Origin of the sequence: Arenibacter aquaticus, from assembly GCF_003957295.1 — a bacterium.
Taxonomy (GTDB): Bacteria; Bacteroidota; Bacteroidia; order Flavobacteriales; family Flavobacteriaceae; genus Arenibacter; species Arenibacter aquaticus.
This window is the reverse complement of the sequence record NZ_RQPJ01000014.1, coordinates 44,984-68,044: the sequence shown is the minus strand read 5'-3', so window position 1 is coordinate 68,044 and position 23,061 is coordinate 44,984. Positions and strand designations below refer to the sequence as shown.

Sequence of the window (23,061 nt, the reverse complement as noted above, 5' to 3'; positions counted from 1 at the left end):
TTTTCAATGCAAATGTGAGACTTTTAGCCAACTTTTAAAAGTTTATTACATAATGGACAAGCTAATTCAGCAACTTCCCAGGATGGCCCAGGAGAAGAGTAAGGAGAATAAGAAATTTTTTGCCAAACTGCGCAAAAGGCCGCCAAAGGATTTGGATTATGTGATGCGAGACCTGCACGAGGCCGAATTTAGGCAGACCAATTGTTTGGACTGTGCCAACTGCTGTAAGACTACCGGACCACTTTTTACCAATAACGATATAGAGCGTATTGCCAAGCATTTTAGGATGAAGCCCCAAAAATTCATTGACCAATATCTGCGGATGGACGAGGATAATGATTATGTATTGCAGGAGCTGCCCTGTGCTTTTTTGGGGGCAGATAATTATTGTTCCATCTACGACGTTCGCCCTAAGGCCTGTAGTGAGTTTCCCCATACCGATAGGAAAAAGTTTCATCAAATAAGTCAGCTTACCCTTAAAAATGTTGCCATTTGCCCAGCAGCCTACAATATTGTGGAAGAAATGAAAAAGTTACTTGCCAATAGATAGTGAAACGCCATTTAGGGCGATTGCCCGGCTGTGGGAAAGATGTTGGTTCTTGTTTGGTACTTCCTGGTGTATATGCTTTTTTAGGGCTGTATGGATCCAATTCTTATTTGGAAATAATGCCGCCGGTACATCATAAAATTAGCATGGTATTTGGAAAGCTTTTTATTGGGTGTAGTGATATTTCTTCCCGGTACTAATCGTAAATAAGGTATTTGGCCCTAATCTTCTTAAAGCTGTTAATATCATCTATCCAGGTCTTTTTTATCTCCTCCTGTGACAGTCCGTCCTCTATTTGTTTTTGTAGTAACTCGGTGCCTGCATGTCTGGTAAATCCGCTTGTGTTGAAAAAAAGACTCTTGTCCTTGGTGTTCCTGTAGGCATCCAAAATATAATTAAGATCTACGCTGTTCATTTTTGGAGTTTGCGAAAGATCCTTTCCATAACATACTTCCCCATTGTGTTTGGGTGATTTGGATCCAAAATTAGGACTCGGGGTGTAATGAAAGTTGTATTGGGTACTGTCTAGAAACGGAGCGCCGTATCGTTGGAACTGAAACTCGGTTCCCCGGCCAGCATTAATGTTGGTGCCCTCAAATAGCCCCAAGCTAGGGTAGAGGTAAATGGAGGTGTTGTTGGGTAAATTGGGAGAGGGCCGTATGGGCAATATATAATCTTTGTGACGGTTGTATTGTTCCATGGGTACAACGGTAAGTTGGGCTTCCAACCCATTTTCAAGCCACCCTTCCTTGTTGATCATTTGGGCGTATTCTCCTATGGTCATTCCGTAGACCAATGGGATATTGGTCATCCCTAGAAAACCCCTATGTTGGGTTTCCATACTGGGGCCATCAACATAGTGTCCGTTGGGGTTGGGCCTGTCCAGTACTATCACAGGGATGCCTTCTACGGCACAGGCTTCCATGACCAATTGCATGGTGGCGATATAGGTGTAAAAACGTACTCCAACATCCTGTATATCAAAAAGAACAATATCAATATCCTGCAATTGCTCCTTGGATGGCTTTCTGTTTTTTCCATAAAGGGAGATAATGGGTAGTCCGGTTCTGTCGTCCTTGCCATCGGTCACTTTTTCCCCGGCATCTGCTTGTCCACGAAAACCGTGTTCTGGGGCAAAGACTTTTTTTATATCAATTTGTTGGGCCAATAGGGAATCTACAATGTGGGTGTAGCTAAGTGGATCGGTGTCCTTAAAAATCACACTGGTCTGGTTGGCCACAATTCCTACTTTTTTTCCTTGTAGCAGGGGTAGGTATTCCGGTGTGCGGTTGGCAGCCACCACTATAGGCAGATTTACGGCCGTGACATTTTCTTTTAGGGCAGGTTCATGCCCCTTATTATTTGTTTTGGCCTGGTTTCCACAGGAAGAAAGTGTCAAAAACAATAATAAAACTGTATTTTTGAGAACGGAAAAAACTGCCATAAATTGAATTTAGAATTTTTTATTGCAAAGCGCCTTGTTACTGGTAAGGAGCATAAAATTAGTATATCTGCACCAATTATAAAAATAGCGATAGCCGCAATTGCATTGGGTGTACTTATGATGTTGGTGGCTATTGCCACGGGAGTAGGGCTAAAGTATAAAATTAGGGAGAAAATAGCGGCGTTCAATGGGCATATACAAATATACAATTACGATAATAATAATTCCGATGTCTCTATGGTCCCGGTATCTCTTGAGCAGGAGTTTTATCCGGAATTTAAATCGGTAAAAGGTATAGATCACATACAGGCCGTGGCCACCAAAGCAGGAATCATTAGAACAGAAGAAACTTTTGAGGGTATCATTGCAAAAGGTGTGGGGGCAGATTATAATTGGGAGGTTTTTAAAGAATTCCTAGTGGATGGGGCCCTGCCAGATTTTGAGGGGGAGGTAAATAACCAGACTTTGATTTCCCAAGTGTTGGCCAATCGCTTAGAATTGAAAACAGGGGACAGCTTTGTGTCTATTTTTTTTAAGGAAGACGATGAGTCCAAAATTCCCAATCAACGTAAATTTACCATTACCGGTATATATGACAGTGGCTTTGAGGAGCTTGATGGTTCTTATATCTTTATAGATATTCGTCATATTCGACATATGAACAAATGGAAGGATGATGAGGTGGGGAACTTTGAGATTTTTGTCGATAATTTTGAGGAAATGGACAATATAGCCATGGAGGTATACGGAAAAACCCTGTCCAATTTGGATACGCAGACTATAAGGGACAAATACTATCGAATTTTTGAATGGCTGGGTCTGTTCGATTTTAATATTGCCCTGATTATCGGGATCATGGTTATAGTGGGAGGCATAAACATGATTACGGCCCTATTGGTCTTAATTCTGGAACGTACCCAAATGATAGGGATCCTTAAGGCATTGGGGTCTTCCAACTGGAGTATACGCAAGATTTTTTTATACAATGCAACCTATCTAATTGGGATAGGCCTGCTTCTGGGCAATGTTATGGGCTTGGGTATTATAGTCTTACAATATAAATTTCGTATGTTTAAATTTCCTAATCCACAGGAATATTATATAGACTATATACCTGTGCATATAGATTTATTTACAATATTGCTGCTAAATTTAGGAGTACTATTTTTATGTTTACTGATGCTTTTGCTGCCTTCATATATCATCACTAAAATTTCTCCAGTAAAGGCCATTCAGTTCGAATAAAAAAGAAGACTTGTACATAAACCAATAGTTAAATAGTAGTTTTAGATGGTTACTCTAACAGTAAAGAATCAGATAGTTAAAATAGAAGCCGGGGAATTGGTAAGTTATAAGGTTGAAGGCCATGAATATATTCACCAAAAAGGCAGTCCGGGATGGCGTAGTTCCGATACTGAAATGTTTCCGGTAATTGGCCCTACCAATGAGGCTAATTTTAGGGTAATCACCCCTAAGGGAGAAGCTATTCAAGATCAGCACGGGCTTCTACGGGAAATGGAATATCACAATACCTCCCAAACCAACAACAAGGCAATTTTTACCAAATCCTATAATAAAGGTACCTTGGTAAAGAACGCCAAGCACCCTTCCAAATCTACCGAGGAATATGTATCCTGGCCCTATGATTTTATTTTTGAAAAGCGGTACGAGCTTTTGGAAAATGGCCTTCAAATTAGTTTTAAAGTTTCCGGGGAACCGGGGATGCCGTTTATGTTGGGATATCACCCGGCCTTTAAGTTGCATACCAAAAACGCAAGTATCGTAACCCCGGAAAGAACCATATCCTTGCAAGAGGTACTGGATGTGGGCCATAGGGCGTTACCAGTTTTAAATTGTAATGCTATTACCTTAAGGGACGGTGGTGAATTAACAATAAGGACAGAAGGTTTTGGGAATTTTATGCTTTGGACAGAGGTGGCCAATATGTTGTGCATTGAGCCTATTAGCTTTTACCCCTATACCGTTGGCCAAACACAATTGCATAGCGGATTTCAGTCATTGGAAGAGGACGATAAATATTTTTCGGTTTTTATAACGCCAACAAATTAAATTTAGACCATGACCACAACAGAGGCATTGCAGCACCATTATGGCTATCTTTTTGAGCCAGAACTATTGGAGGAAATCAAGAAAGTAGGGGTGCTAAAAAAGGTACAACAGGGGCAAACGCTTATGCAAATAGGTGAAACCATTAAATCCATGCCCCTATTGCTTAACGGGGCGGTTAAAGTATTGCGGGAAGATGAGGAGGGCAATGAACTGCTTTTGTATTTTGTTGAAAAAGGGGATACCTGCGCCATGACCTTTAGCTGCTGTATGGGCGATAAAAAAAGCGGTATTAGGGCGGTGGCCGAAACGGATACCGAATTACTGATGATACCTGTTGGCTATCTGGAAACATGGATGGGCCAATACAAGACTTGGCAGCGTTTTATACTTGATAGTTACCATGCCCGTATGATGGAGCTGATGGAGACTATAGATACCTTGGCTTTTTTACGAATGGATGAAAGGCTGTTAAAACACCTTCAAGATAAGGCAAAGGTTACCCATGATGATGTTATCTATGTTACGCATCAGGAAATTGCCTATGATCTGCACACTTCGCGAGTGGTGGTATCACGATTATTGAAGAAAATAGAAAATGAGGGTAAGATAGCCCTTTCCAGAAATCAGATAAAAGTTTTGGATCTGTGATGGGTTTCGAAAATGTAAGGTTATAGGAACAAAGATATGGTCACACGTTGTGCTTGGTGGGTGTGCATAGTAATAGGGATTACCTTATTTATGGGCTGTGCCAATTCGGCAAAAGAAAAAGAACAGGAAACCAAAATACCTAAAATAGTAGCCAAGGTAGCGGCATTGCCCAAGCAGATTAAATCGCCTACTAATAACGCCAACACCCCCGAAAAGGAATTTTTGGGGAAGCTCTTGTTTTACGACCCCGTTCTTTCAGGGGGAAAGGACATTGCCTGTGCCACTTGCCACCACCCAAGTACGGGCTATGCAGAGTTTTTGGATCTATCTATTGGGAGCAATGGTCGCGGATTGGGCAGTCGTAGGGTGTTTAATGAACCCAATGCTATTCCGTTGATGAAGCGCAATTCCCCAACAATATTAAATACGGCATTTAACGGAATCCAGGACAAAGACGATTATGTTCCAGAGAAGGCCCCTATGTTTTGGGACGATAGGGTAAAGAGCCTGGAAAAACAAGCCTTGGAACCTATAAAGACCATGGAGGAAATGAGGGGGCTACATCATACAAAGGGTGATATTTTGGGCATAGTTGCTGAGCGGCTAAAGGATATCCCCGAGTATAGGGAGCTTTTCGCTAATGCTTTTGGGGCCAATAGCCCCATAGATAGTATTAGAATAGGAATGGCCATTGCTGCCTTTGAAAGGACATTGGTGGCCAATAATTCCCGTTTCGACCAATATATGGCGGGTGATATTGATGCTATGTCACAGTCCGAAAAAGAAGGCTTTAAGCTCTTTAAGTCTGTTGGGTGTATAAATTGCCACAACGGACCTATGTTTTCAGACTACCAAATGCACGTCTTGGGAGTGCCCCATAACAGTAAGGTGCAAGAACCGGATAGCGGTTTTGAGGAAAGTTTCGCCTTTAGAACCGCAACGCTCAGAAACCTTCGTTTTACGGCACCCTATATGCATAACGGTGTTTTTCAGAACTTAAAACAGGTATTGGAGTTTTATGAGGATATCTCCTTTGGAAAAACAAGAAATCCATCGGTTACCAAAGAAATGTTCGATCCATTTGTTAGGGAGTTGGAACTGAGTGTAAAGGATATGTCCTTGATAATTTCTTTTTTAAACACCCTGAACGATGACAGTTTTGATAAAGAAATTCCAGAAAGGGTACCTAGTGGGCTGCCTGTTGGGGGCAACATCCAATAGATTGCTAAAGGCTCTTGTATCTCAATACTTGCAAGCTGTTGGATCTGGTTCTACATAGTAATCGCGGTAATTTTTGGCCTTGGGGTCCATACATCCCTTAAGGTTTTTTATTTCCACTTTCCTAAAATCAATAGGTTGTCCTTCTGCCTGTAAGGCGATAAAGCCCTCTTTTAATAATTTACCGTCCACCTTAATGGCAGGGTCGTAGCCATTTGCAACTCCGCCGCCTATTTGAGGCTTGGTATATTGCAATACCTCTTCCCCATTAACGATATGTGTAACTAGTGAATCGCCCAATACTATGGCTTCGGCACGTACCCATTGGTCGCCAAAATAGGTTTTGGAGCTAGAATTTATACAATGCCTAGGGTCAATTTTTCCCTTGTATACCACATCTGTGCCTGGAGAACACATATTTCCTGTAGGTCTAGATTTGCCCTCTTCCAGTCCGGCCAAGAACTGCATTTCTACAGAAATGGGCCAATCCTGTTCCTTGGGCATGGTCCTGGGATCCTGGGAGTGGAACATAACCCCGCTATTTTTTATGGTATAGCTTGGAGCACCGGGATGCAACTCTCCCACAAACCGATATTCTACTACCAAATGGTAATAAGAATAAGGAGTGTTATAATATAAATGACCGTAGCGTTCGTTAAAATCGCCTTCGTATTGATCATACCTAACTTTAATAATTTCATCTTCAACCCTAAAGGTGTCACCATAATTATCGCCTACCTCGTAATGGTGGATTTTGGTGGTCCAGTCTTTAATGTCCTTGCCATTGAACATGGATACCCAGCCATCATTATTTTCTTTGGCGATAGATTTAGCCGACCTGCATTGGCAAAGTATGGCGGACAATAATAAGCAAGGAAGGATATAACGTATTTTGTACATGCTAAAAGTAAATTGGTTGTTTGGGAGTACAATATAAAATAATTAATCCTGATTTAGCCCTTAGTTTTGAGCTAGGTTAAACCTTATGCTTTAAAATGGTAACCTTCGTTACATTGCGATTTGCGATTTAATGGTAAATTTGATGGATGAGAAGATTTTTACCCTTTTTGGATTGGCTTCCAAAATATAACAAAAAGCTTTTTAGGAAAGATTTGGCGGCTGGTATGACCGTGGGGATAATACTAATTCCTCAGGGAATGGCTTATGCCATGATAGCCGGTCTGCCTCCGGTCTACGGTTTATATGCCGCTTTGTTTCCTGTAATAATTTACGCTTTTTTGGGGACCTCCAGACAAATAGCCGTTGGACCGGTAGCGATGGATTCGCTTTTGGTGGCAGCCGGACTGGGAACTTTGGTCATTACGGGATTGGAGAATTATATTTTAATGGCCCTGTTCCTATCATTCATGGTAGGGGCGTTTCAATTTTTTATGGGAATTTTTCGCATGGGCTTTCTGGTTAACTTCATGTCAAGGCCGGTAATAAGCGGATTTACCTCGGCAGCTGCGGTGATTATTATCTTTAGTCAGCTCAAACACTTGTTGGGAACCAATATAGAGAATAGCAATAAATTTCATGAGCTTGTAATCAATGCCCTGCACCATATTAAGGAAACCAATTTTTATGATTTTGCGATAGGAATTGTAGGAATATTGGTCATTATTTCTTTTAAAAACTGGTTTAAAAGGTTTCCGGCCATTTTATTGGTAGTGGTTTTAAGTACATTGGTTGTTTATTTTTTTAATTTGGAAAGCTATGGAGTGCATGTGGTAGGGGAGGTGCCAGCAGGCTTACCATCGTTTAATTGGCATAAATTTAGTTTTAAAAATTTTAAAGACATCTGGCCCATAGCTTTAACGCTTGCATTTGTAGGGTATTTGGAAGCCATTTCTATAGGTAGGGCCTTTGAGGATAAGAACAAAGTGGAAACCATTAGTCCAAACCAAGAGCTGGTAGCTTTGGGGCTTTCCAATATGATAGGTTCCTTTTTTCAGGCTTACCCGGTTACATCTAGTTTTTCCAGATCGGCAATAAATTATGAAGCGGGGGCAAAAACAACTGTGGCTTCAATGGTAAGTGTAGTGATGGTGGTATTGACCCTATTGTTTTTAACTCCACTCTTTTACAATTTGCCCAAAGCTGCTTTAGCTTCTATAATTATGGTGTCGGTTTTTGGTTTGATAGACCTGTCCTATCCCAAAAGTTTATGGAATCAAAGAAAAGATGAATTTGCGGTACTCATGATTACCTTTCTTTTTACCCTTTCAATGGGAATTGTGGAAGGGATTATGCTAGGGGTCCTAATGTCTTTATTGGTAATGGTGTATAGGACTTCTAAGCCTCATTTTGCCATTTTGGGAAATATCAAGGGGTCAGATTACTATAAAAATATCTATCGCTTTGGCGATGAGGTGGAGGTACGTCCAGACCTTTTGATTGTTAGATTTGATTCACAACTGTATTTTGGGAACTCGTCCTATTTTAAAAGTCAACTCTTTAGGTATATTGAAGCTAAGGGGCCTGGATTAAAAGCGGTAATATTGAATGCAGAGGCAATCAACTACATAGATTCCACGGCTTCTTCCATGCTTATTAAGGTTATTGAGGAGATTCATCAAAGAAATATTCAGTTTTATATTGCCGGGGCTATTGGTCCTACTAGGGATATTATTTTTGAAAGTGGAATTGTTAATTGTTTGGACAAGAAGTATCTCTTTGTCAAAATAAAGGAAGCGGTAGCACATTATGAAGACCCTGATAAAATCCCTGTTCTAAGGGAAAAGATAGCGCATCAAAATCTGAGCAACTAATGTTACAAAACTTAAGTGTTGGATTATCTACCTTTGTAAGACAATTTATATTTAAATAGTTTTTAAGTACCCTAATAAAGGATGGTTGTGTACTTTGTGAATTAGGTGCTGGTTTTGAGTAAGTAACTGAAATTCAGTAATTTTAAGTTTGATTAAGGTTTGGATTATGTGTGGGCCTGGCGTTTTTGACAATCGTGGTTTACGCTAAATAAAATAGAAAAGTAAAGATGAAAATAGAGCAGATATATACAGGATGTTTGGCGCAGGGCGCATATTATATTGAAAGTAAGGGAGAGGTAGCTATTATTGATCCTTTGAGAGAGGTGGAACCCTATTTAAAAAGGGCCAAAGCCGATAACGCCAGTATTAAGTATATTTTTGAGACCCACTTTCACGCAGATTTTGTAAGTGGTCACCTTACCTTGTCCAAAGAAACAGGGGCTCCCATTGTGTACGGTCCCAATGCCAATCCCTCTTTTGATGCTATAATAGCAGAGGATGGTCAAGAATTTAGTCTAGGGGATATTACCATTAAGGCCTTGCATACCCCAGGGCATACTATGGAAAGTACTACTTATTTGCTACGGGATGAAAAAGGCGAAGATTATGCGATATTTTCCGGAGACACCTTGTTCTTGGGCGATGTAGGTAGGCCAGATTTGGCTCAAAAAGCGGCAAGTATGACCCAAGAGGACTTAGCTGGACTTTTGTATGATAGCCTTAGAAACAAAATAATGCCTTTGGCCAACCACGTAGTTGTATACCCTGCCCATGGTGCGGGCTCGGCCTGTGGAAAGAATATGATGAAGGAAACAGTGGACAGCTTGGGCAACCAGAAGAAAATGAATTATGCCCTACGGGCCGATATGACAAAAGAAGAGTTTATTAAAGAGGTGACAGAAGGGTTATTGCCGCCTCCAAAATATTTTCCTCTGAATGTTAAGATGAACAAGGAAGGCTATGAGGATATTGCTGATGTCTTGGAAAGGGGAACTACGGCTATGAGTCCTGATGATTTTGAGGAAGCTGCCAATGCCACGGACGCTGTGATCCTGGATGTGAGGCATCAGAACGATTTTGTTAAAGGCTTTGTACCTAGGTCTATTTTCATTGGTTTGGACGGGAGTTTTGCACCTTGGGTAGGAGCTCTTATCGCCGATACCAAACAGCCTATTTTACTGGTTACTCCAGAAGGCAGGGAGGAAGAGACCATAATAAGACTCTCAAGGGTTGGCTTTGATGCTGCCGTTGGATATTTAAAAGGTAGTTTTAAGGCTTGGAAAGATTCCGGTAAGGAGTATGACACGCTTAGCTCTGTGCATGCCAAGGATTTAAAAAATGTAATTTCAAATAAGGATATTCCTGTTTTTGATGTTAGGAAAGAATCCGAGTATGTTTCTGAGCACCTAGTGAATGCAGAGAATACACCATTGGATTTTTTAAATGATTATATGGCCCAATTCCCAAAGGAAAAGACTTTTTATGTTCACTGTGCTGGTGGTTATAGATCTGTTATAGCAGCTTCTATTCTTAAAAGTAGGGGGATTCATAATTTGGTGGATATTGCTGGCGGATTTGCCGAAATAAAAAAGTCTGGTTACGAGGTAACAGACTATGTGTGCCCAACTACTTTATAGGAGATGATATTTATCATATTTTGAAATTTGGTTTGTCTATATTTTAGCCTTCTAAATTTAAGATGAATGCCTATGTTAGTGCAATATTTACCTTTGGTGAACTGGAGTAACGGAATTATAATGATTTCTATATTTGGAGCTGTATGTGTAGGTTTGGTAACCGCCGTACTCTTGCTTATGAATAGCGGCAAAAAATAGTGAACCCGAAGTTTATTGGTGTTGAAAGGTCCTTGCTGTAATCGCTAACCGGTAGGGGAAGGTATTTGCATGGCTTTTTGTGGATGTTTTCTTAGGTACCATGAAATTATTCGCTTTGTGTCCGAGTTTTCTTTTTGTAGTTGCAGATAGCTCTCTAAATCGTCAACTGTTTTGATTTGTTCGCTTTTAGGGATATATCCGTATCCCTTGTACTGGTTGTCCCAAATTAAAATAAAAGCTTCTTCCTCCGCATGTCTTCCTTTTTCCTTAATCAAGATATTTTGGTTCTTTGCCAACGTACCCTCAATCGCCATTTTTACTTTCATATTGTACTCCATTGTGGACTCTGTGCTGTTACAGATCCCTTCACAGCTACTTAGGCTGTAATGGGAGCAGCTTTTGGTATTTTCTTGAAGATGACAAAATTTAGGGCAAAGTAGGTACTCCTTGCATAGCTCCTCCAAAAATAGGCGACAATCCGTTATGGTATTAAAAGTAGCTAGGGGGTTGGGGGCCAATTTTAATTTGTTATAGGCAAGGTGCAATACGCCTTTCCTATCCTCATAGGAAAAAATTGCATACTCCTGTGGACTTCGTTTCTGACTCTGATTGTAGAAGGGGAAGTGCTTTTTTATGGCAGCCGATTCCATTAAAAGGGCAATGAGTTCGTTACCTGATAATTCAAAGTCTATGTCATAGGTGGCCTTGCACAGTAATATTTCTTTGGTGGCTTTGTCATAGAAATGCCCCAATACCCTCTTTTTAATATTCACGGCCTTTCCTATATAGAGGATGTTGCCTTTTTTATCTTTGAAATAATAGACACCTGGGGAGTTGGGCAGTTTTTGAAAAACCTCTTTCGGCAATGATGGGGGCAAGGTGGCCTCTTGTGATCGTGAGTTTAGAAAGGTTTTAAAGACTTTTTCAGCACCCTCCGTTCTAAGCAATTTATGGAAAAGCAAAACGGTAGCATGCGCATCACCTCTAGCTCTGTGCCGATCGGTAAGCGGAATTCCCAAAGCGCTGCACAATTTGCCCAGGCTGTATGAATTAAGGCCGGGGATTAGTTTTCTGGATAAGCGTACCGTACATAGTTTTTTTCGTGAAAAAGTAATTCCAAGTTCCTGAAATTCATTTTTAATGACGTTATAATCAAAATTTACGCTGTGCGCCACAAATATGGAATCCTGGGTCATTTTAAGGACGTGTGGTGCAATTTCTTCCCATGGTGGGGCATTGCGTACCAGATCGTTGTCTATGCCTGTAAGGCCGGTTATAAAATAAGGAATCTCACAGCCAGGATTTACAAGGGAAGTGTATTCATCTATAATCTCATGTCCGTCAAATTTGAAGATAGAAATTTCGGTAATCTTATTACCCTTTATACCGTTTCCGGTGGTCTCTATGTCTATGATGGTGTACATTTAATTTGGGCCTATTCAAAATGGGACCCTAAAGTTATGGGAATTAGATCAAAACTTTTTGGTGTTTTAGGAGTAATTGGAAGATAAAGTTTTTTTGGTCCGTAAAATGGATGACCATGTCCGGGATGATTTGTGCAATGCTAAAGAGTTGCATTTTAGGGGAATTGTGAACCCTTTATTTTGAGGTCAGAACAAAACCTGTAGATGCTGGGTTGCTTCGCAACTGGCAGTAGCAGGTCTAGTTTAAATCCTGTATAACCTCTACCAATGACTTATAGATTATAGGACCTGTATCGGGGCCCAAGGAGTTTTGCTCTCCATAGGTGTCCCTTTCATCGTTGTATAGGTATGGTTTGGTGGTATCCCATTCGCTTTTCGGGATTATATACCCTATTTCATCATTGGAAAGTCCTAAATAAAATTTGTATTGGTCCTTAATAAACTCTTGAAGGGGAGGGACTTCTAAGGGTTCTATATTAAATTCCCTGCCTACTGGGGCTTCAATTCCGCCATATACAATTTCGGGATATATTTCTCCTGGAATACTAAGGAATAAGGCGGGCCCAATGCGTATGGCCCCCACTTCGGTCCGGGATTTAAAATATTGGGGCATCCCTATATTGATCAATCCAATAGCACTGGCAATTTTAAAAGTAGTATTGTCCAATGGAGCCAATATTGTTTTAGCTCTTAAGGATAAATTGGAACGGGTCAAGGTATCACTAGCTTTTTTGAGAGCGGAGAGGGACATTATAGCAATTTGATCGCCCAATGCCTTGGTTTTTTTAAATGTAGGTTCTAGATATTCTTCCTCGGTAAAGGGGTCGGGGATGGGTAAGGAAGGATGTGGGGCCATTAGTCCACCAATGGCTCCTGAAAAATATATGGCCACACCGCCAAGACCTTCGTGGACTTGTTCATTTCCCTTAAAAATTCCTTTCTCAATGCCTTCTCTTATATAGTGGGGGAAATCAGAACTGATCAATAAGTTTTGTGACCAAAGGGTCTCTGGGTGGTTGGCCCAATTTATGATGGTTCCCAGAGTAGTATTTTTTTCGGCATCCAACACCTGCATAAGATGTATTCCAGTAGCTTTTACAATGGGTTTGCGGGTATCCTTTATAAGCTTGGCGTCTTCTCCGGAAAGGTCCTCGGCAAAAACCAATTTTGCAGGACGTAAATTTTGTGTTGCTTCCGTTATGGCAGCCACGGTTTGCGATTTAACGTATTCCATCATGTCGGGATTTACGCCCGACTTAAACATGCTTTCGCCCCAAATACCCACCAAGTCATTGCTTTCATGGGTGTGGGTAGATGATAATAAGGTGTAGTCTATTCCCAAGTCAGCTGGGATGCGCTTTCTTATGTCAACAACGTCACTATGTAAAAAACCTATGGCATCCATTGATATCATGGCAATCCTGCTCTGTCCGTCATCTATCACCATAACCCTGGACCAAACATCGTCATGTACGCCCTGAGCAGGCTTGGCATTGCTCATTCCCGCTATCCAAAAGGCATCAAACTTTCCGTTGTTATTGTTGTCGTTGTAGGTGTCCCCTTCGGCCTTGCTATACTTGTTGTTCCCGTTCGCGTCGTTCCAGGTATCTACTATAGTAGGTGTTATGGGTTTTTTTGAAAATCCGGCTCTTATAGGTCCGGGAGTCTTATTTTTTATATTTATATCTACCGAGTAGTCGGGATGCCTGTCTCGCCAGTTATATACTGTAATAGTTGCAGCTACCAACAGTAGTATGAGGAATATCGACCCAAATATTTTTAGCCCTTTTTTTAGTGTTTTCATAGCCTTGTCTGTTATAGTCTGGAATGGGTTAATGCATTGGCCATTTTATAATTGAGTTCCATTAAATAATCCCCCATTGTGGGACCGTACCAGCCCATTAATCGGGCTTCGTAGGTGTCAAAATAATAATATTTAGACGGGGTGATATAGCCCAAATATTGTCCGTTGAAACTACTAAGAACAGAATTGTAGCCTTGGAGTTCCAAAGCGTTTTTTAAATCCACGCCGTATTCCCCACTTAATTCATAAGGAAGGGCCAGCCAGATGAGGTTGTTTAGTTTTAGCCCCTGTACCTGTATCGGGTTCATGGGTGGCATTAGTTTTTTTGCTAAAAAGGGAGCTAATCGCAAACGGTCCGAAATATACAGGAATTGTAATTTTGGTACTTCTATTTCAGAGGATATAGCGCTCAGTTGCACCCTTGAGGAATACTGCATTTTGTTCAATGCAACAATGGCCGAATCGGCAAGGGTTTCCCCAATGTATTGGGCCTTGTCAAATTTATGGCCCTCACCTTTATTGCTATGGCTCCCTACCGTACCGGCGAAGAACAGGGCAATGTCTACAGCCTTATCTTCCAAATAGCGTTGAAAATAGCCGGGGTAATCCCCGCTATACAAATCGTTATCAGGACCAATAACCGTGGCATGGGCAGAAAAGACTCCAATGCTGGCTTTTTTCCCGTTCTCCTGAACAATGGATAAAAGATCCAGTTTGTCATTGAGTCTGCCAGTTTCTCCAATAATCCTATTGCGTACTAAATTGGGGACCTTAATGTAACCCGATGACAATTGTGCAGGTTGCCTATCTGCCAAGGCCTTTAAAATAAGATCGGAAATTTTTTTACCCAGCCACTCCACTACGGCTGCTTGGTATTCCCCGCCAAAACTTTTGCCTACGTACCCTGGCATGCAATTCCCAATACTGGCGTGGGTGTGGGTGGCGCCAAAATAGAGTTGATTACGCGATATTTTGCCCTTTAATCTTTTTTCAACATTCAGAACAATTTCCTCCGGTATGGCTACTAGATCCGCGCTGATCAAAACAACGGACTCGTTGTTAATACTGAGTGCGATGGCTTTTGCATAGATAGAGTCATGAACGCCAGTTGCAATTTTTCCATCGCCATATCCTGCCAATTTAATATTGGTGAACAGGTCCTGATTGGGATCTGCAACACTATTGGTTACTTGTGGCGTGATGTTTGTTTTGGCAAAACCGGCAAACAAAGATCCTTGGACCTCTGTCCTATTTTTAACGGCTTCATTAATATTTTGAATGGTATTCCTATAGTATTGGGTTTCAAAATAGGGAGTGGTATCTATAGGGGTGGTTGCAAAATAGAACAATAAGACTAGGAGAACAATAAGCCCTCCTAGCGTTTTAAGAAATATTTTTAACCATCTACCTTTCATTATTATCAGTTGAGTTTTTGTGGATCCAAAACAATATATTTAACTGTTTTCCTATTCCAGGTATAAACTATGTGTACCTTCCCATCTGCCGCTTGTATCATAGTAGGGTAGGAGTACTCCTCCCCTTTCTTGTCGGTATTTTCCCTCAAAGGCTCCAAGTCCAATACCCTTTTCCAGTTTTTGCCATCATTGGACAAGGCAAGGCTTAATGGCACCCTATCTCCCCAATTTTTTCCTGTGGGATTATAGACCAATAATTGTCTTCCATCTTGCAAGGATACCCCGTCTATACCAGAATTTGGGTTGGGAAGGGAGATGGCCTGCATAGCACTCCATGTCTTGCCGTAATCCGCAGACCAGTTCTCGGAGATCACTTCATTCTCGGTCCGGCTCAATAGCTGTAATTTTCCGTTTCCATAGTTTAAGACCACCGGTTGTATGGCGCCAAATTCCTTGCCGTCGTTAAGTGCGGCAGATTTAGACCACGTTTTTCCATTGTCCGAACTAAACTCCAGGTGAATTCTCCATCCGTCCGTATCGTCTTCGGTACTGGAAGGAGAAATTATTTCCCCATTGGCCAATTGTATAGGTTGATTCTTGATAGGGCCAAGAATACCATCAGGTAGTTCTACCGGGTCGGACCATGTTTTACCATCATCGGTGGAGGTCATGTACAATCCCCACCACTCCTGTGGATTGGGGCCTACCTTGTAAAATAAAAATAATGGTCCGTCTTTTGGTTTAAATAGTACGGGGTTCCAACTTGGGTAGCGCGTTCCATCTTTTTGTACTCCATTGGCCACCTCGGTGGGAGTAGACCAGGAACCAGCTGTTTTTCGTGCTACCCAAATGCCCACATCGTCATTTTTTTCCTCTGTTCCACCAAACCAGGAAGCAATGACAACCCCATTGCTAACCTCCACTGTAGAGGCATGGCATTCCGGAGTAAGGGCGTCCTCTAATTCATAGATAAATTCCTGTTCCAGAATGGCCGGATGTTCCAGGGGAATTACTTCGGGTAAATTCTCCATTTTTCCTTTACAAGATACGATGATCAGGGAACAAAATAATAGCAATGACTTCATAAGTTTTGGTTTAAATATTTTTTTTATTACGGTTTTATTTTCTTGTAATCTTATTTATTAAGTATAAGTCAACCATAGGTTTTATGGGGTTTTGGGAATATATTTTTCAAAAAACCGGTCCATGTGAAACTGACAGTATTCATTTACTTTAACAGCTATGTCCATAGTATGTGGCCACCCTTTTAGTTTATGGTATTGGGTAGGCACCCCTATGTCCATTAGCTTTTGATGTAGCCTATCCGACTGCTCTACAGGTACGAGTTCGTCCAAAGTGCCGTGAAAGCTAAGGGTGGGAGGGGCTTTTTCCGAAACTTGGAATATGGGGGAGGCGTTTTTGTACAAGTCAGGCGCTTCCGTATAGGTTTTTCCGAACAGTGATTTTACAGAGGCGTCATTAATAGCTTTTTCTGTAGTAAGGTCAGAAGGCCCGTAGATATTGACCACTGCCTGCACCTGAGCCGATTCTTGGTTGTTGTTCAGGATCTTATGACTGTTGGTATAGGCACTCATCATGACCAAATGTGCACCTGCAGAACCGCCGATCAAGGCAATCTTATGCTTGTTGATATGGTATTTGGATGCCTGCTGTTTCAGATAAACAATAGCATCGTCCACATCTTGTAGCTGGGCGGGGTATTTGGCCTGCCCGCTTAACCTGTATTGGACTGTAGCCGTAATATACCCTTTTTGGGCATAACTGATCAGATAGTGCCAATAGTCTTCTTTTTTTCCTTTTTTCCATGCTCCACCGTGAACAAAAATCAGTAAGGGTGCATTTTTTTTAATGTCCTTGGAATGATATAAACTCAATTTTAGTGCAAGACTATCAACCGATTTATATACCAGGTCCTTGTGTTCTGTTATGTTTGCTGGCAGGGGATAGTCATTTTCAATGAGTTTTAATGAGCCAGTGGCATAGGCAATTTTTAGTGTAGTATTGCTGGAATAGCCTTTGGGAGGTATGGATACATCATACTGTTTGGCCTTGCAGCCGACAAACAATAAAATTACCCATAAATATAGAAAGGCTCTCATAGCTGGTTTATTTATGTTTCTGTTGGTTTTCCCCGTCCCAATAATTCTTTAAACGTAACTGTTTTGTTGTTCACCAATGGCTTGGCCCAAAAACCGATGCTGAAGATAAATCCTAAGGTCAGGTACAAAAAAATCATCCCTCCTTTTAGCCCTGCCAAGTCGCCAATGGCACCAACAATTAAGGGAACAATAGCCCCTCCAACTATACCGGAACAGAGGATTCCGGAGAGGGCTCCGTGGTTTTCCTGAACGGAGTTTAAGGCCAATGAAAAAATAATGGACCACATCACAGAGGCAAAGAAACCAACCATGGGAAATGCCCAAATAGCCATTTTGGCAGAACCAAAAAGTGCAACGGTTAAACTTGTGATGGCTGCCCCAGTGAAAATTTTAAGTACCAATTTACTATCCAGGAATTTTAATAATACAAGGCCTAGAATGCATCCAACTGTTAAGAGGCCCCAGAATAGGGATATAGCCTTGGCTCCTTCAACCCTAGGGTCCAAGCCATGGTATTCGGACAGGAATTTTGACATCCAATTTGCAACCCCCTGTTCCGTACCTACATAGGCGAAAAGGGCAATAAAATAAAGGATAACCTTTTTGTTTTTTAGGAGGCTTATGTTTGTGGCCCAAGATCCTGTTTTTTCATCTTCTTTGCGCGTAACTTTTGGTAGCCTAATGGGAAAAATCAACAAGAGCATTAGTAAGGAGATAAAGGCAAAGATCCAGTATAAGGATACCCATGGCAGTTGTGGGGGCACAATATGGTGAAATAGCTCTATGATAGGATTGGTGTTTTCCGTAGCAGAATAATCTTCCAAGTTTAGTACCAGATATGAAAATAGGATAGGACTAAAAAAAGAGGCCGACCCAAAGGCCAACTGTCCCAAAACTGAATTAAAGGCAAAGTGCTCCTCCCCACCCGCTACCCTAAGAAGTGGATTTATGGCCACCTGCAACATGGCCATACCGGAACCTATTAAAAAAAGAGAAATTAAAGCTATAGGAAAATTGGGGTATAAGGAAAATAAAATGGCCCCTAAAAAGGATATTGAGAAGGCCAATAGTATGGCTGTTTTTTCACCATAGGTTTCAACTGCCATGCCTGAAGGAACGGAAAAAACACCGTAAGCCAGAAAAAAGGCAAAAGGTAATAAGGCCGCCATGGTTAGGCTTACCTCAAAGTCGGTTATAATATCCGGAATTAAGGGACCCAGAATGTTGGTCAGGAAGGAAATGACAAAGAAAATAAATAAGATAAGTGCTACTATTAGATGATTCTTTCTCATTCTCGGTAAGGCTAATTATTGGGGAGAATCTTTTTCCACGCTTAATTGATCTTTTACACCCAAAGGCTTTCTAACAAAAATGATTACTGTAGCGGTAACAAACATTAAAAGACCATAAATGGCGGGTACAATGGAATATTCCGCATTGTTCAAGGCTATTGTGGCCAAGGTAATGGCCAAGGTGCCGTTTTGTATTCCGGTTTCTATAGATATACTAATAGCTTGGGGTCTTGTTAGCTTAAATAAAACAGCGGCCATAAACCCTATGGTCATGGTACTTATATTAAGTAAAATGGCAGGAAGCCCGGCTTCGGACAAATAGCTTAAAAACACATCCTTAATGCTAATGGTTACCCCTATAATTACCAAAATAAATATTATAGCCGAGGCAATCTTAACGGGTTTCTCCATTTTTAGGGCGAAAAATTCATACTTGGCTTTTATGAACATTCCTATGGCCACGGGGATAATTACGATGACCAATAATTGTTTTATCATGGTGAGGGCATCTACTGTTATGGCCATATTCTGATTGGAAAATTCTGCCAAGGCAAATTGTACTATAAATGGTATGCTTAGAATAGATGTCATACTGGAGACGGCAGTGAGCGAAACGGATAGCGCCAAATCCCCTTTGGCCATATAGGTAAGCATATTGGATGTAGGTCCTCCTGGACAGGCGGCCAATAACATAATTCCTATTGCCGTTGTAGGCGAGAGGGATAGGGTGATAGCAATTACATATCCAATTAGCGGGAGTAGTAATAGTTGACAAATTAGGCCTATAATCATAGCCTTTGGATAAGTGACCACTCTTTTGAAATCGGTCAAGGTTAGGGAAAGGCCCATCCCGAACATAATAATGATCAGGGATATGGCAAGAATTATTCCAGCAGTAGAATCCATGATAAATAAGTTTTAAGGAAAATCATGATCAATCACCCAATATCGGGCTATAACAAATAAAACTTATTGTAGGGATATTTCCTTATTATATATTGTTTTATTTACATTAAATTTTGCTTACGGCTACTACATATGTTAAAAATTATCTTAAAATTTTAATATTTTTTAATTGATTGTCTTGGTTCCCTTTGCCATGGAGAGGAGTCTAGGGTGATTTTAATTATGTTGCTGAAACCTCTCCATGATTTCCTTCCAATTGGTAAAAATGATACCCTCCTCCTCAAAGAATTTTATAAGCTCAGGATCCGAGAAAATCTGAGATTCCCAAACCCGCTGTTGCCAGGATCCGGTAATGCTTCTTAAGTTATCGGTTTCCACAGAGGGGTGGAAAATAATTTCGGTAAGTCCTGGTTTTAAGGATTTGATCAAGGTTTTGAAATGTTCCACTTTTTCCTCATAGGTGTCGGCCTTGGGAGCGCTGGAAAAGTAGTCCAGTTTGGGCAGGGTATAGGCTGCGGTCATTTCAACAACAGATTCGTCCAAAGGGTATCCCTTGGATCTAAATTCGGCCAATACGGCCGGATCCGATAAGTCTATTATGTTAGCCGGGATACCGTATTCCTGAGCAACCTTTATATAGGCTTTTACGTAATTGGGGTGGCCAAATAAGGTGCCCATATGGGTGTCTATATGGTCTGGCTTATAGCCCCAAGCTAAAGATTGTTCTATTTGGGCCCGTATTTCTTTTTCCACCTCGTCCGCGCTGGCGTGTTGTACTACTTCTGGAACACTTCGCCATAGTTTGTCTTCTGGATCTATAAGGCCGGGTACTTCCTCACTTGGGGTTACAGGGCCCCATCTGTATTTCTTCCACTCACTGGTCAGGGTTAGGTGAAGGCCAACATCCATATTGGGGTGTTCCTTGGCCCATGAAATAAACTCCTCTGCATTGGGACATGGAATCATTACCGCGGCAGATTGTATATGTCCCTTGGTCAATTGATCTTTGGCAGCGATGTTGGCTTCAGGACACATTCCAATATCGTCTGCATGCAGCATGACCACCTTTTGGCCTTCTGGCCATCCGAGCTTTTCTGCCCAGGTCTTTGTAGTATGTTCGTCAACTTGCTGTGTAGTAGTGCTTTGAACTACATCGGCTTTATCCTTGTTCTTTTCCTTGCAGCCTCCAAGTAATACTAGCAGGCAAAAGCTGATGCTTGGTAAGAATGACTTTTTCATATTAATTATTTTTGTGTGATTATAAATATTTTTTAAACCATTTTAGTCCGTCACCGTAAATAACCTCCAAGGGGGCGTCTCTATGTTTGGCATCGTACCAAATAATCTCCTTGGGGTCATTTGCTGCACTGAACAGTAATTTACTCATTATAGGGGGTACTATTTCATCGTTTTTTGCATTTAGCATCAATAAGGGACGGGGGGCAATTTGTTCAACATAGTTCAAGGGCTCTACTATGCTTACAAAGTCCTTGGATTCTTTTAGCAGTGCTTCTTTTTTGTACAATAGATTCATTTGGCCACCCGCCAATGCAATTATGGGCACCTTGATCCGTTTGTCCACTCCGCAGAAAATAGTCCCTGTAATACCACCTAAACTTATTCCGTAATACCCTATTCTTTCGGCGTCCAGATCCGGTCTGGATTCAATAAAATCTACCGCACGCCTTAAATCAAATACAGTCTGAGAAATAACATTCCGGGTCCAGTATTTATATTTTCCGGTGAGATCAAAATCGTACACCTCTTTTTTCCTTTCCCCATGGTTGCTGAAATCTATCCTTAATACTGCATAGCCATGCTTCAAGAACAGTTCATTGCCATAGGCTATATAGTCTACATTTTTATGATCGCCCAATCCGTGCATTAGAATAATTACCGGAAAGGGAGAGGTACCACTCTTGGGCAGTGACAGTAGACCTGTAACTTTTTTGTCATGTACACTCTTATAGGTGATGTGGTACAACGGATATTCTGTATTGTTGAGTTGTGGTAAGAGCGTGTCTTTTAACGGAATGGCCCGGTCATATTCGTAATATTGGCTTACGGGGAAGGACTGCTGGGTATTGCCCAGATAAATAGCGGAAAAGCCTAGTATTAATAATAGGCTTACCACTCCCATTAACCAATAAGGTCGTTTTTTGTTATAGAATTTCATCGTTGTCGGCTACATACATTCTGGTGCTCTTGGTATAGCTACCACCATTGGGGTCACTGTATTCCAAATCAATATAAAAGGCCTTGTACCCATTATTTGGGTATTCTACTGTTTCAAAAATACGGTTCTGATCCTCTACATTTAATTTCTGTGCCGTCCATTTCTCATCCCTAAAATCCCTATCCGTTGAACTGGCAGTCCATAGGTAGGCGTTTTCAAATTCTGGGGAGCTGGTCTTCACAGAAAGGGTAGCGGCAGTTTGTTCTGTAGTTAGATCGTAGGACAGTGGTGTTTGAGGTTTGTTGTTCAACGATTTTCCCCAGAAGGCACTCAATGCCCTAATAGCTTGTTCACCGCCTCCTAGGTCATGTCCGGCATTTGGTACATAGTGGATGTAGTTTTCTCCTGGAATGTCATTGATATAATTTTTAATGGCATCAACAGGCCAATATTCATCATTGGTACCGATAAAGATTAGTTTAGGCATCTTTAATTTTTTTCTATAAGAATAGGGGTCAACCATTTGACTGAGAGCGTTGCCATCGGCCGATCTTACCGTTTGCGGAATTTCCAACTTTATATAGTCGTTTATCTGTACACTGTATTCATTCCAAGCGGTAATATGATAATCCAAGCTCACGGGCATGTTCAGAACATCAATTACCATTGGAGCAATGGTTTCTACCCTTTTATCGCTGGCTCCGGTCAACCAAGTGGTCCATCCCCTTTTTGAAGCGCCGGTTACGGTAAACCTATTTATATCTTTATCTAGGTTTTTCTTGGAAAATTCCTGAACCGCATCCATGGCCTTTACAGCACTTTTTACCATAGGGAATAACAATGGCCAGGTTAGGTCTTTGTCTTTTTTGTAATTATGAAGGGTATAGGATATTAGTTGGTCTTCTACCAAACCGTCATAAAGCGGTTGATTGGGTACCTGTCTTACAATGGCCACAATGGCCTTGTTTTTAATGGCAACTTTAGAGAAGTTTTTGGATTTCTTGTCTTCGCTTTTGGAAGACCAATTGGGCAGGCCTTCTTTTGTACTTCCACCGGTAATAAAAAGAAGGGCCCCATCATGTTTTATTTCTTTGGGGACCAATATGGTTAGTTCATGGGTCCAAATATGTTCACGCCATTTTTGTGAAGTAAGTAATATTTGGTAGGCGGTTGTCTCTCCTAAAGCATAATTGTCCTTAAGTTCCCATTTATAGGATTGGTCATCATTGCTTAGATAGCTTTGAAGTGCCGTTTCGGGCGTAACGGCCTCAATGGGTTGTGGAACGTGCTCTGCTAGTTTCTGGTTATTGTCCTTACATGCTACGGTTAGCAAGAAAGAAATGGTGATAAGGGTGAAAATTTTTTTCATATCGCTTTGTTGTTAAATATTT

At 41.2% G+C, this 23,061-nt stretch carries 19 protein-coding genes; 7 read left to right on the top strand and 12 right to left on the bottom strand.

Annotated features, from left to right (window positions below; translation table 11 throughout):
- The first annotated feature begins 52 nt into the window (after window positions 1-52).
- Window positions 53-550, top strand: a complete 498-nt coding sequence (locus EHW67_RS13660) for a YkgJ family cysteine cluster protein (protein ID WP_126162953.1) — start codon at window positions 53-55, stop codon at window positions 548-550.
- 193 nt (window positions 551-743) lie between these two features.
- On the opposite strand, the gene EHW67_RS13655 is transcribed toward EHW67_RS13660, so the two are convergent.
- The gene (locus EHW67_RS13655) at window positions 744-1,991 is read right to left on the bottom strand and encodes an exo-beta-N-acetylmuramidase NamZ family protein (protein ID WP_126162952.1); all 1,248 of its coding nucleotides are present in this window, start codon (window positions 1,989-1,991) and stop codon (window positions 744-746) included.
- A gap of 3 nt (window positions 1,992-1,994) precedes the next feature.
- Here EHW67_RS13655 and EHW67_RS13650 point away from each other — a divergent pair, with 3 nt between their 5' ends.
- The 4 genes from EHW67_RS13650 to EHW67_RS13635 are packed head-to-tail and all read left to right on the top strand — an operon-like array spanning window position 1,995 to window position 5,930.
- Window positions 1,995-3,236: an ABC transporter permease gene (locus tag EHW67_RS13650; protein ID WP_126162951.1), complete on the top strand. Its 1,242-nt coding sequence runs from the start codon at window positions 1,995-1,997 to the stop codon at window positions 3,234-3,236.
- A gap of 45 nt (window positions 3,237-3,281) precedes the next feature.
- Window positions 3,282-4,061 (top strand): aldose epimerase family protein, encoded by a 780-nt coding sequence (locus EHW67_RS13645; RefSeq protein ID WP_126162950.1) that lies wholly within the window; start codon window positions 3,282-3,284, stop codon window positions 4,059-4,061.
- Between the two features lie 9 nt (window positions 4,062-4,070).
- Window positions 4,071-4,709 (top strand): Crp/Fnr family transcriptional regulator, encoded by a 639-nt coding sequence (locus EHW67_RS13640; protein ID WP_126162949.1) that lies wholly within the window; start codon window positions 4,071-4,073, stop codon window positions 4,707-4,709.
- 36 nt (window positions 4,710-4,745) lie between these two features.
- Window positions 4,746-5,930 (top strand): cytochrome-c peroxidase, encoded by a 1,185-nt coding sequence (locus tag EHW67_RS13635; protein ID WP_126162948.1) that lies wholly within the window; start codon window positions 4,746-4,748, stop codon window positions 5,928-5,930.
- A 21-nt stretch (window positions 5,931-5,951) separates the two neighbouring features.
- Here the strand turns inward: EHW67_RS13635 and EHW67_RS13630 are convergent, their stop codons facing one another.
- A complete protein-coding gene (locus tag EHW67_RS13630) occupies window positions 5,952-6,827 on the bottom strand; it encodes a 3-keto-disaccharide hydrolase (protein WP_126162947.1) in 876 nt (291 codons plus the stop codon).
- Window positions 6,828-6,973: 146 nt separating this feature from the next.
- Here EHW67_RS13630 and EHW67_RS13625 point away from each other — a divergent pair, with 146 nt between their 5' ends.
- Window positions 6,974-8,698 (top strand): SulP family inorganic anion transporter, encoded by a 1,725-nt coding sequence (locus tag EHW67_RS13625; protein WP_126162946.1) that lies wholly within the window; start codon window positions 6,974-6,976, stop codon window positions 8,696-8,698.
- A gap of 227 nt (window positions 8,699-8,925) precedes the next feature.
- Complete coding sequence (locus EHW67_RS13620; RefSeq protein WP_126162945.1) at window positions 8,926-10,335, top strand: MBL fold metallo-hydrolase; 1,410 nt, start codon at window positions 8,926-8,928, stop codon at window positions 10,333-10,335.
- 242 nt (window positions 10,336-10,577) lie between these two features.
- On the opposite strand, the gene EHW67_RS13615 is transcribed toward EHW67_RS13620, so the two are convergent.
- The 10 genes from EHW67_RS13615 to EHW67_RS13570 all read right to left on the bottom strand — a co-directional run bounded on the left by EHW67_RS13615 (window position 10,578) and on the right by EHW67_RS13570 (window position 23,039).
- Window positions 10,578-11,957 (bottom strand): exonuclease domain-containing protein, encoded by a 1,380-nt coding sequence (locus tag EHW67_RS13615; RefSeq protein ID WP_126162944.1) that lies wholly within the window; start codon window positions 11,955-11,957, stop codon window positions 10,578-10,580.
- Between the two features lie 238 nt (window positions 11,958-12,195).
- Window positions 12,196-13,761, bottom strand: coding sequence for a hypothetical protein (locus tag EHW67_RS13610; protein ID WP_126162943.1), 1,566 nt, complete (start codon window positions 13,759-13,761; stop codon window positions 12,196-12,198).
- A gap of 11 nt (window positions 13,762-13,772) precedes the next feature.
- Window positions 13,773-15,176: a neutral/alkaline non-lysosomal ceramidase N-terminal domain-containing protein gene (locus EHW67_RS13605; protein ID WP_126162942.1), complete on the bottom strand. Its 1,404-nt coding sequence runs from the start codon at window positions 15,174-15,176 to the stop codon at window positions 13,773-13,775.
- 5 nt (window positions 15,177-15,181) lie between these two features.
- A complete protein-coding gene (locus EHW67_RS13600; protein WP_202911984.1) occupies window positions 15,182-16,261 on the bottom strand; it encodes a sialidase family protein in 1,080 nt (359 codons plus the stop codon).
- 81 nt (window positions 16,262-16,342) lie between these two features.
- Window positions 16,343-17,296, bottom strand: coding sequence for an alpha/beta hydrolase (locus tag EHW67_RS13595; protein ID WP_126162940.1), 954 nt, complete (start codon window positions 17,294-17,296; stop codon window positions 16,343-16,345).
- Window positions 17,297-17,307: 11 nt separating this feature from the next.
- Complete coding sequence (locus tag EHW67_RS13590) at window positions 17,308-18,588, bottom strand: sugar MFS transporter (RefSeq protein ID WP_126162939.1); 1,281 nt, start codon at window positions 18,586-18,588, stop codon at window positions 17,308-17,310.
- A 15-nt stretch (window positions 18,589-18,603) separates the two neighbouring features.
- Entirely contained in the window at window positions 18,604-19,494 is an 891-nt protein-coding gene (locus EHW67_RS13585; protein ID WP_126162938.1) for a bile acid:sodium symporter family protein, read from the bottom strand.
- 216 nt (window positions 19,495-19,710) lie between these two features.
- Window positions 19,711-20,733: a polysaccharide deacetylase family protein gene (locus EHW67_RS13580; RefSeq protein ID WP_126162937.1), complete on the bottom strand. Its 1,023-nt coding sequence runs from the start codon at window positions 20,731-20,733 to the stop codon at window positions 19,711-19,713.
- Window positions 20,734-20,752: 19 nt separating this feature from the next.
- Window positions 20,753-21,670, bottom strand: a complete 918-nt coding sequence (locus EHW67_RS13575) for an alpha/beta hydrolase (protein WP_126162936.1) — start codon at window positions 21,668-21,670, stop codon at window positions 20,753-20,755.
- On the bottom strand, window positions 21,657-23,039 hold the full coding sequence (locus EHW67_RS13570; RefSeq protein ID WP_126162935.1) for a PhoPQ-activated pathogenicity-related family protein: 1,383 nt from the start codon (window positions 23,037-23,039) through the stop codon (window positions 21,657-21,659). The genes EHW67_RS13575 and EHW67_RS13570 overlap by 14 nt, the downstream gene beginning before the upstream one ends.
- Window positions 23,040-23,061 lie beyond the last annotated feature (22 nt).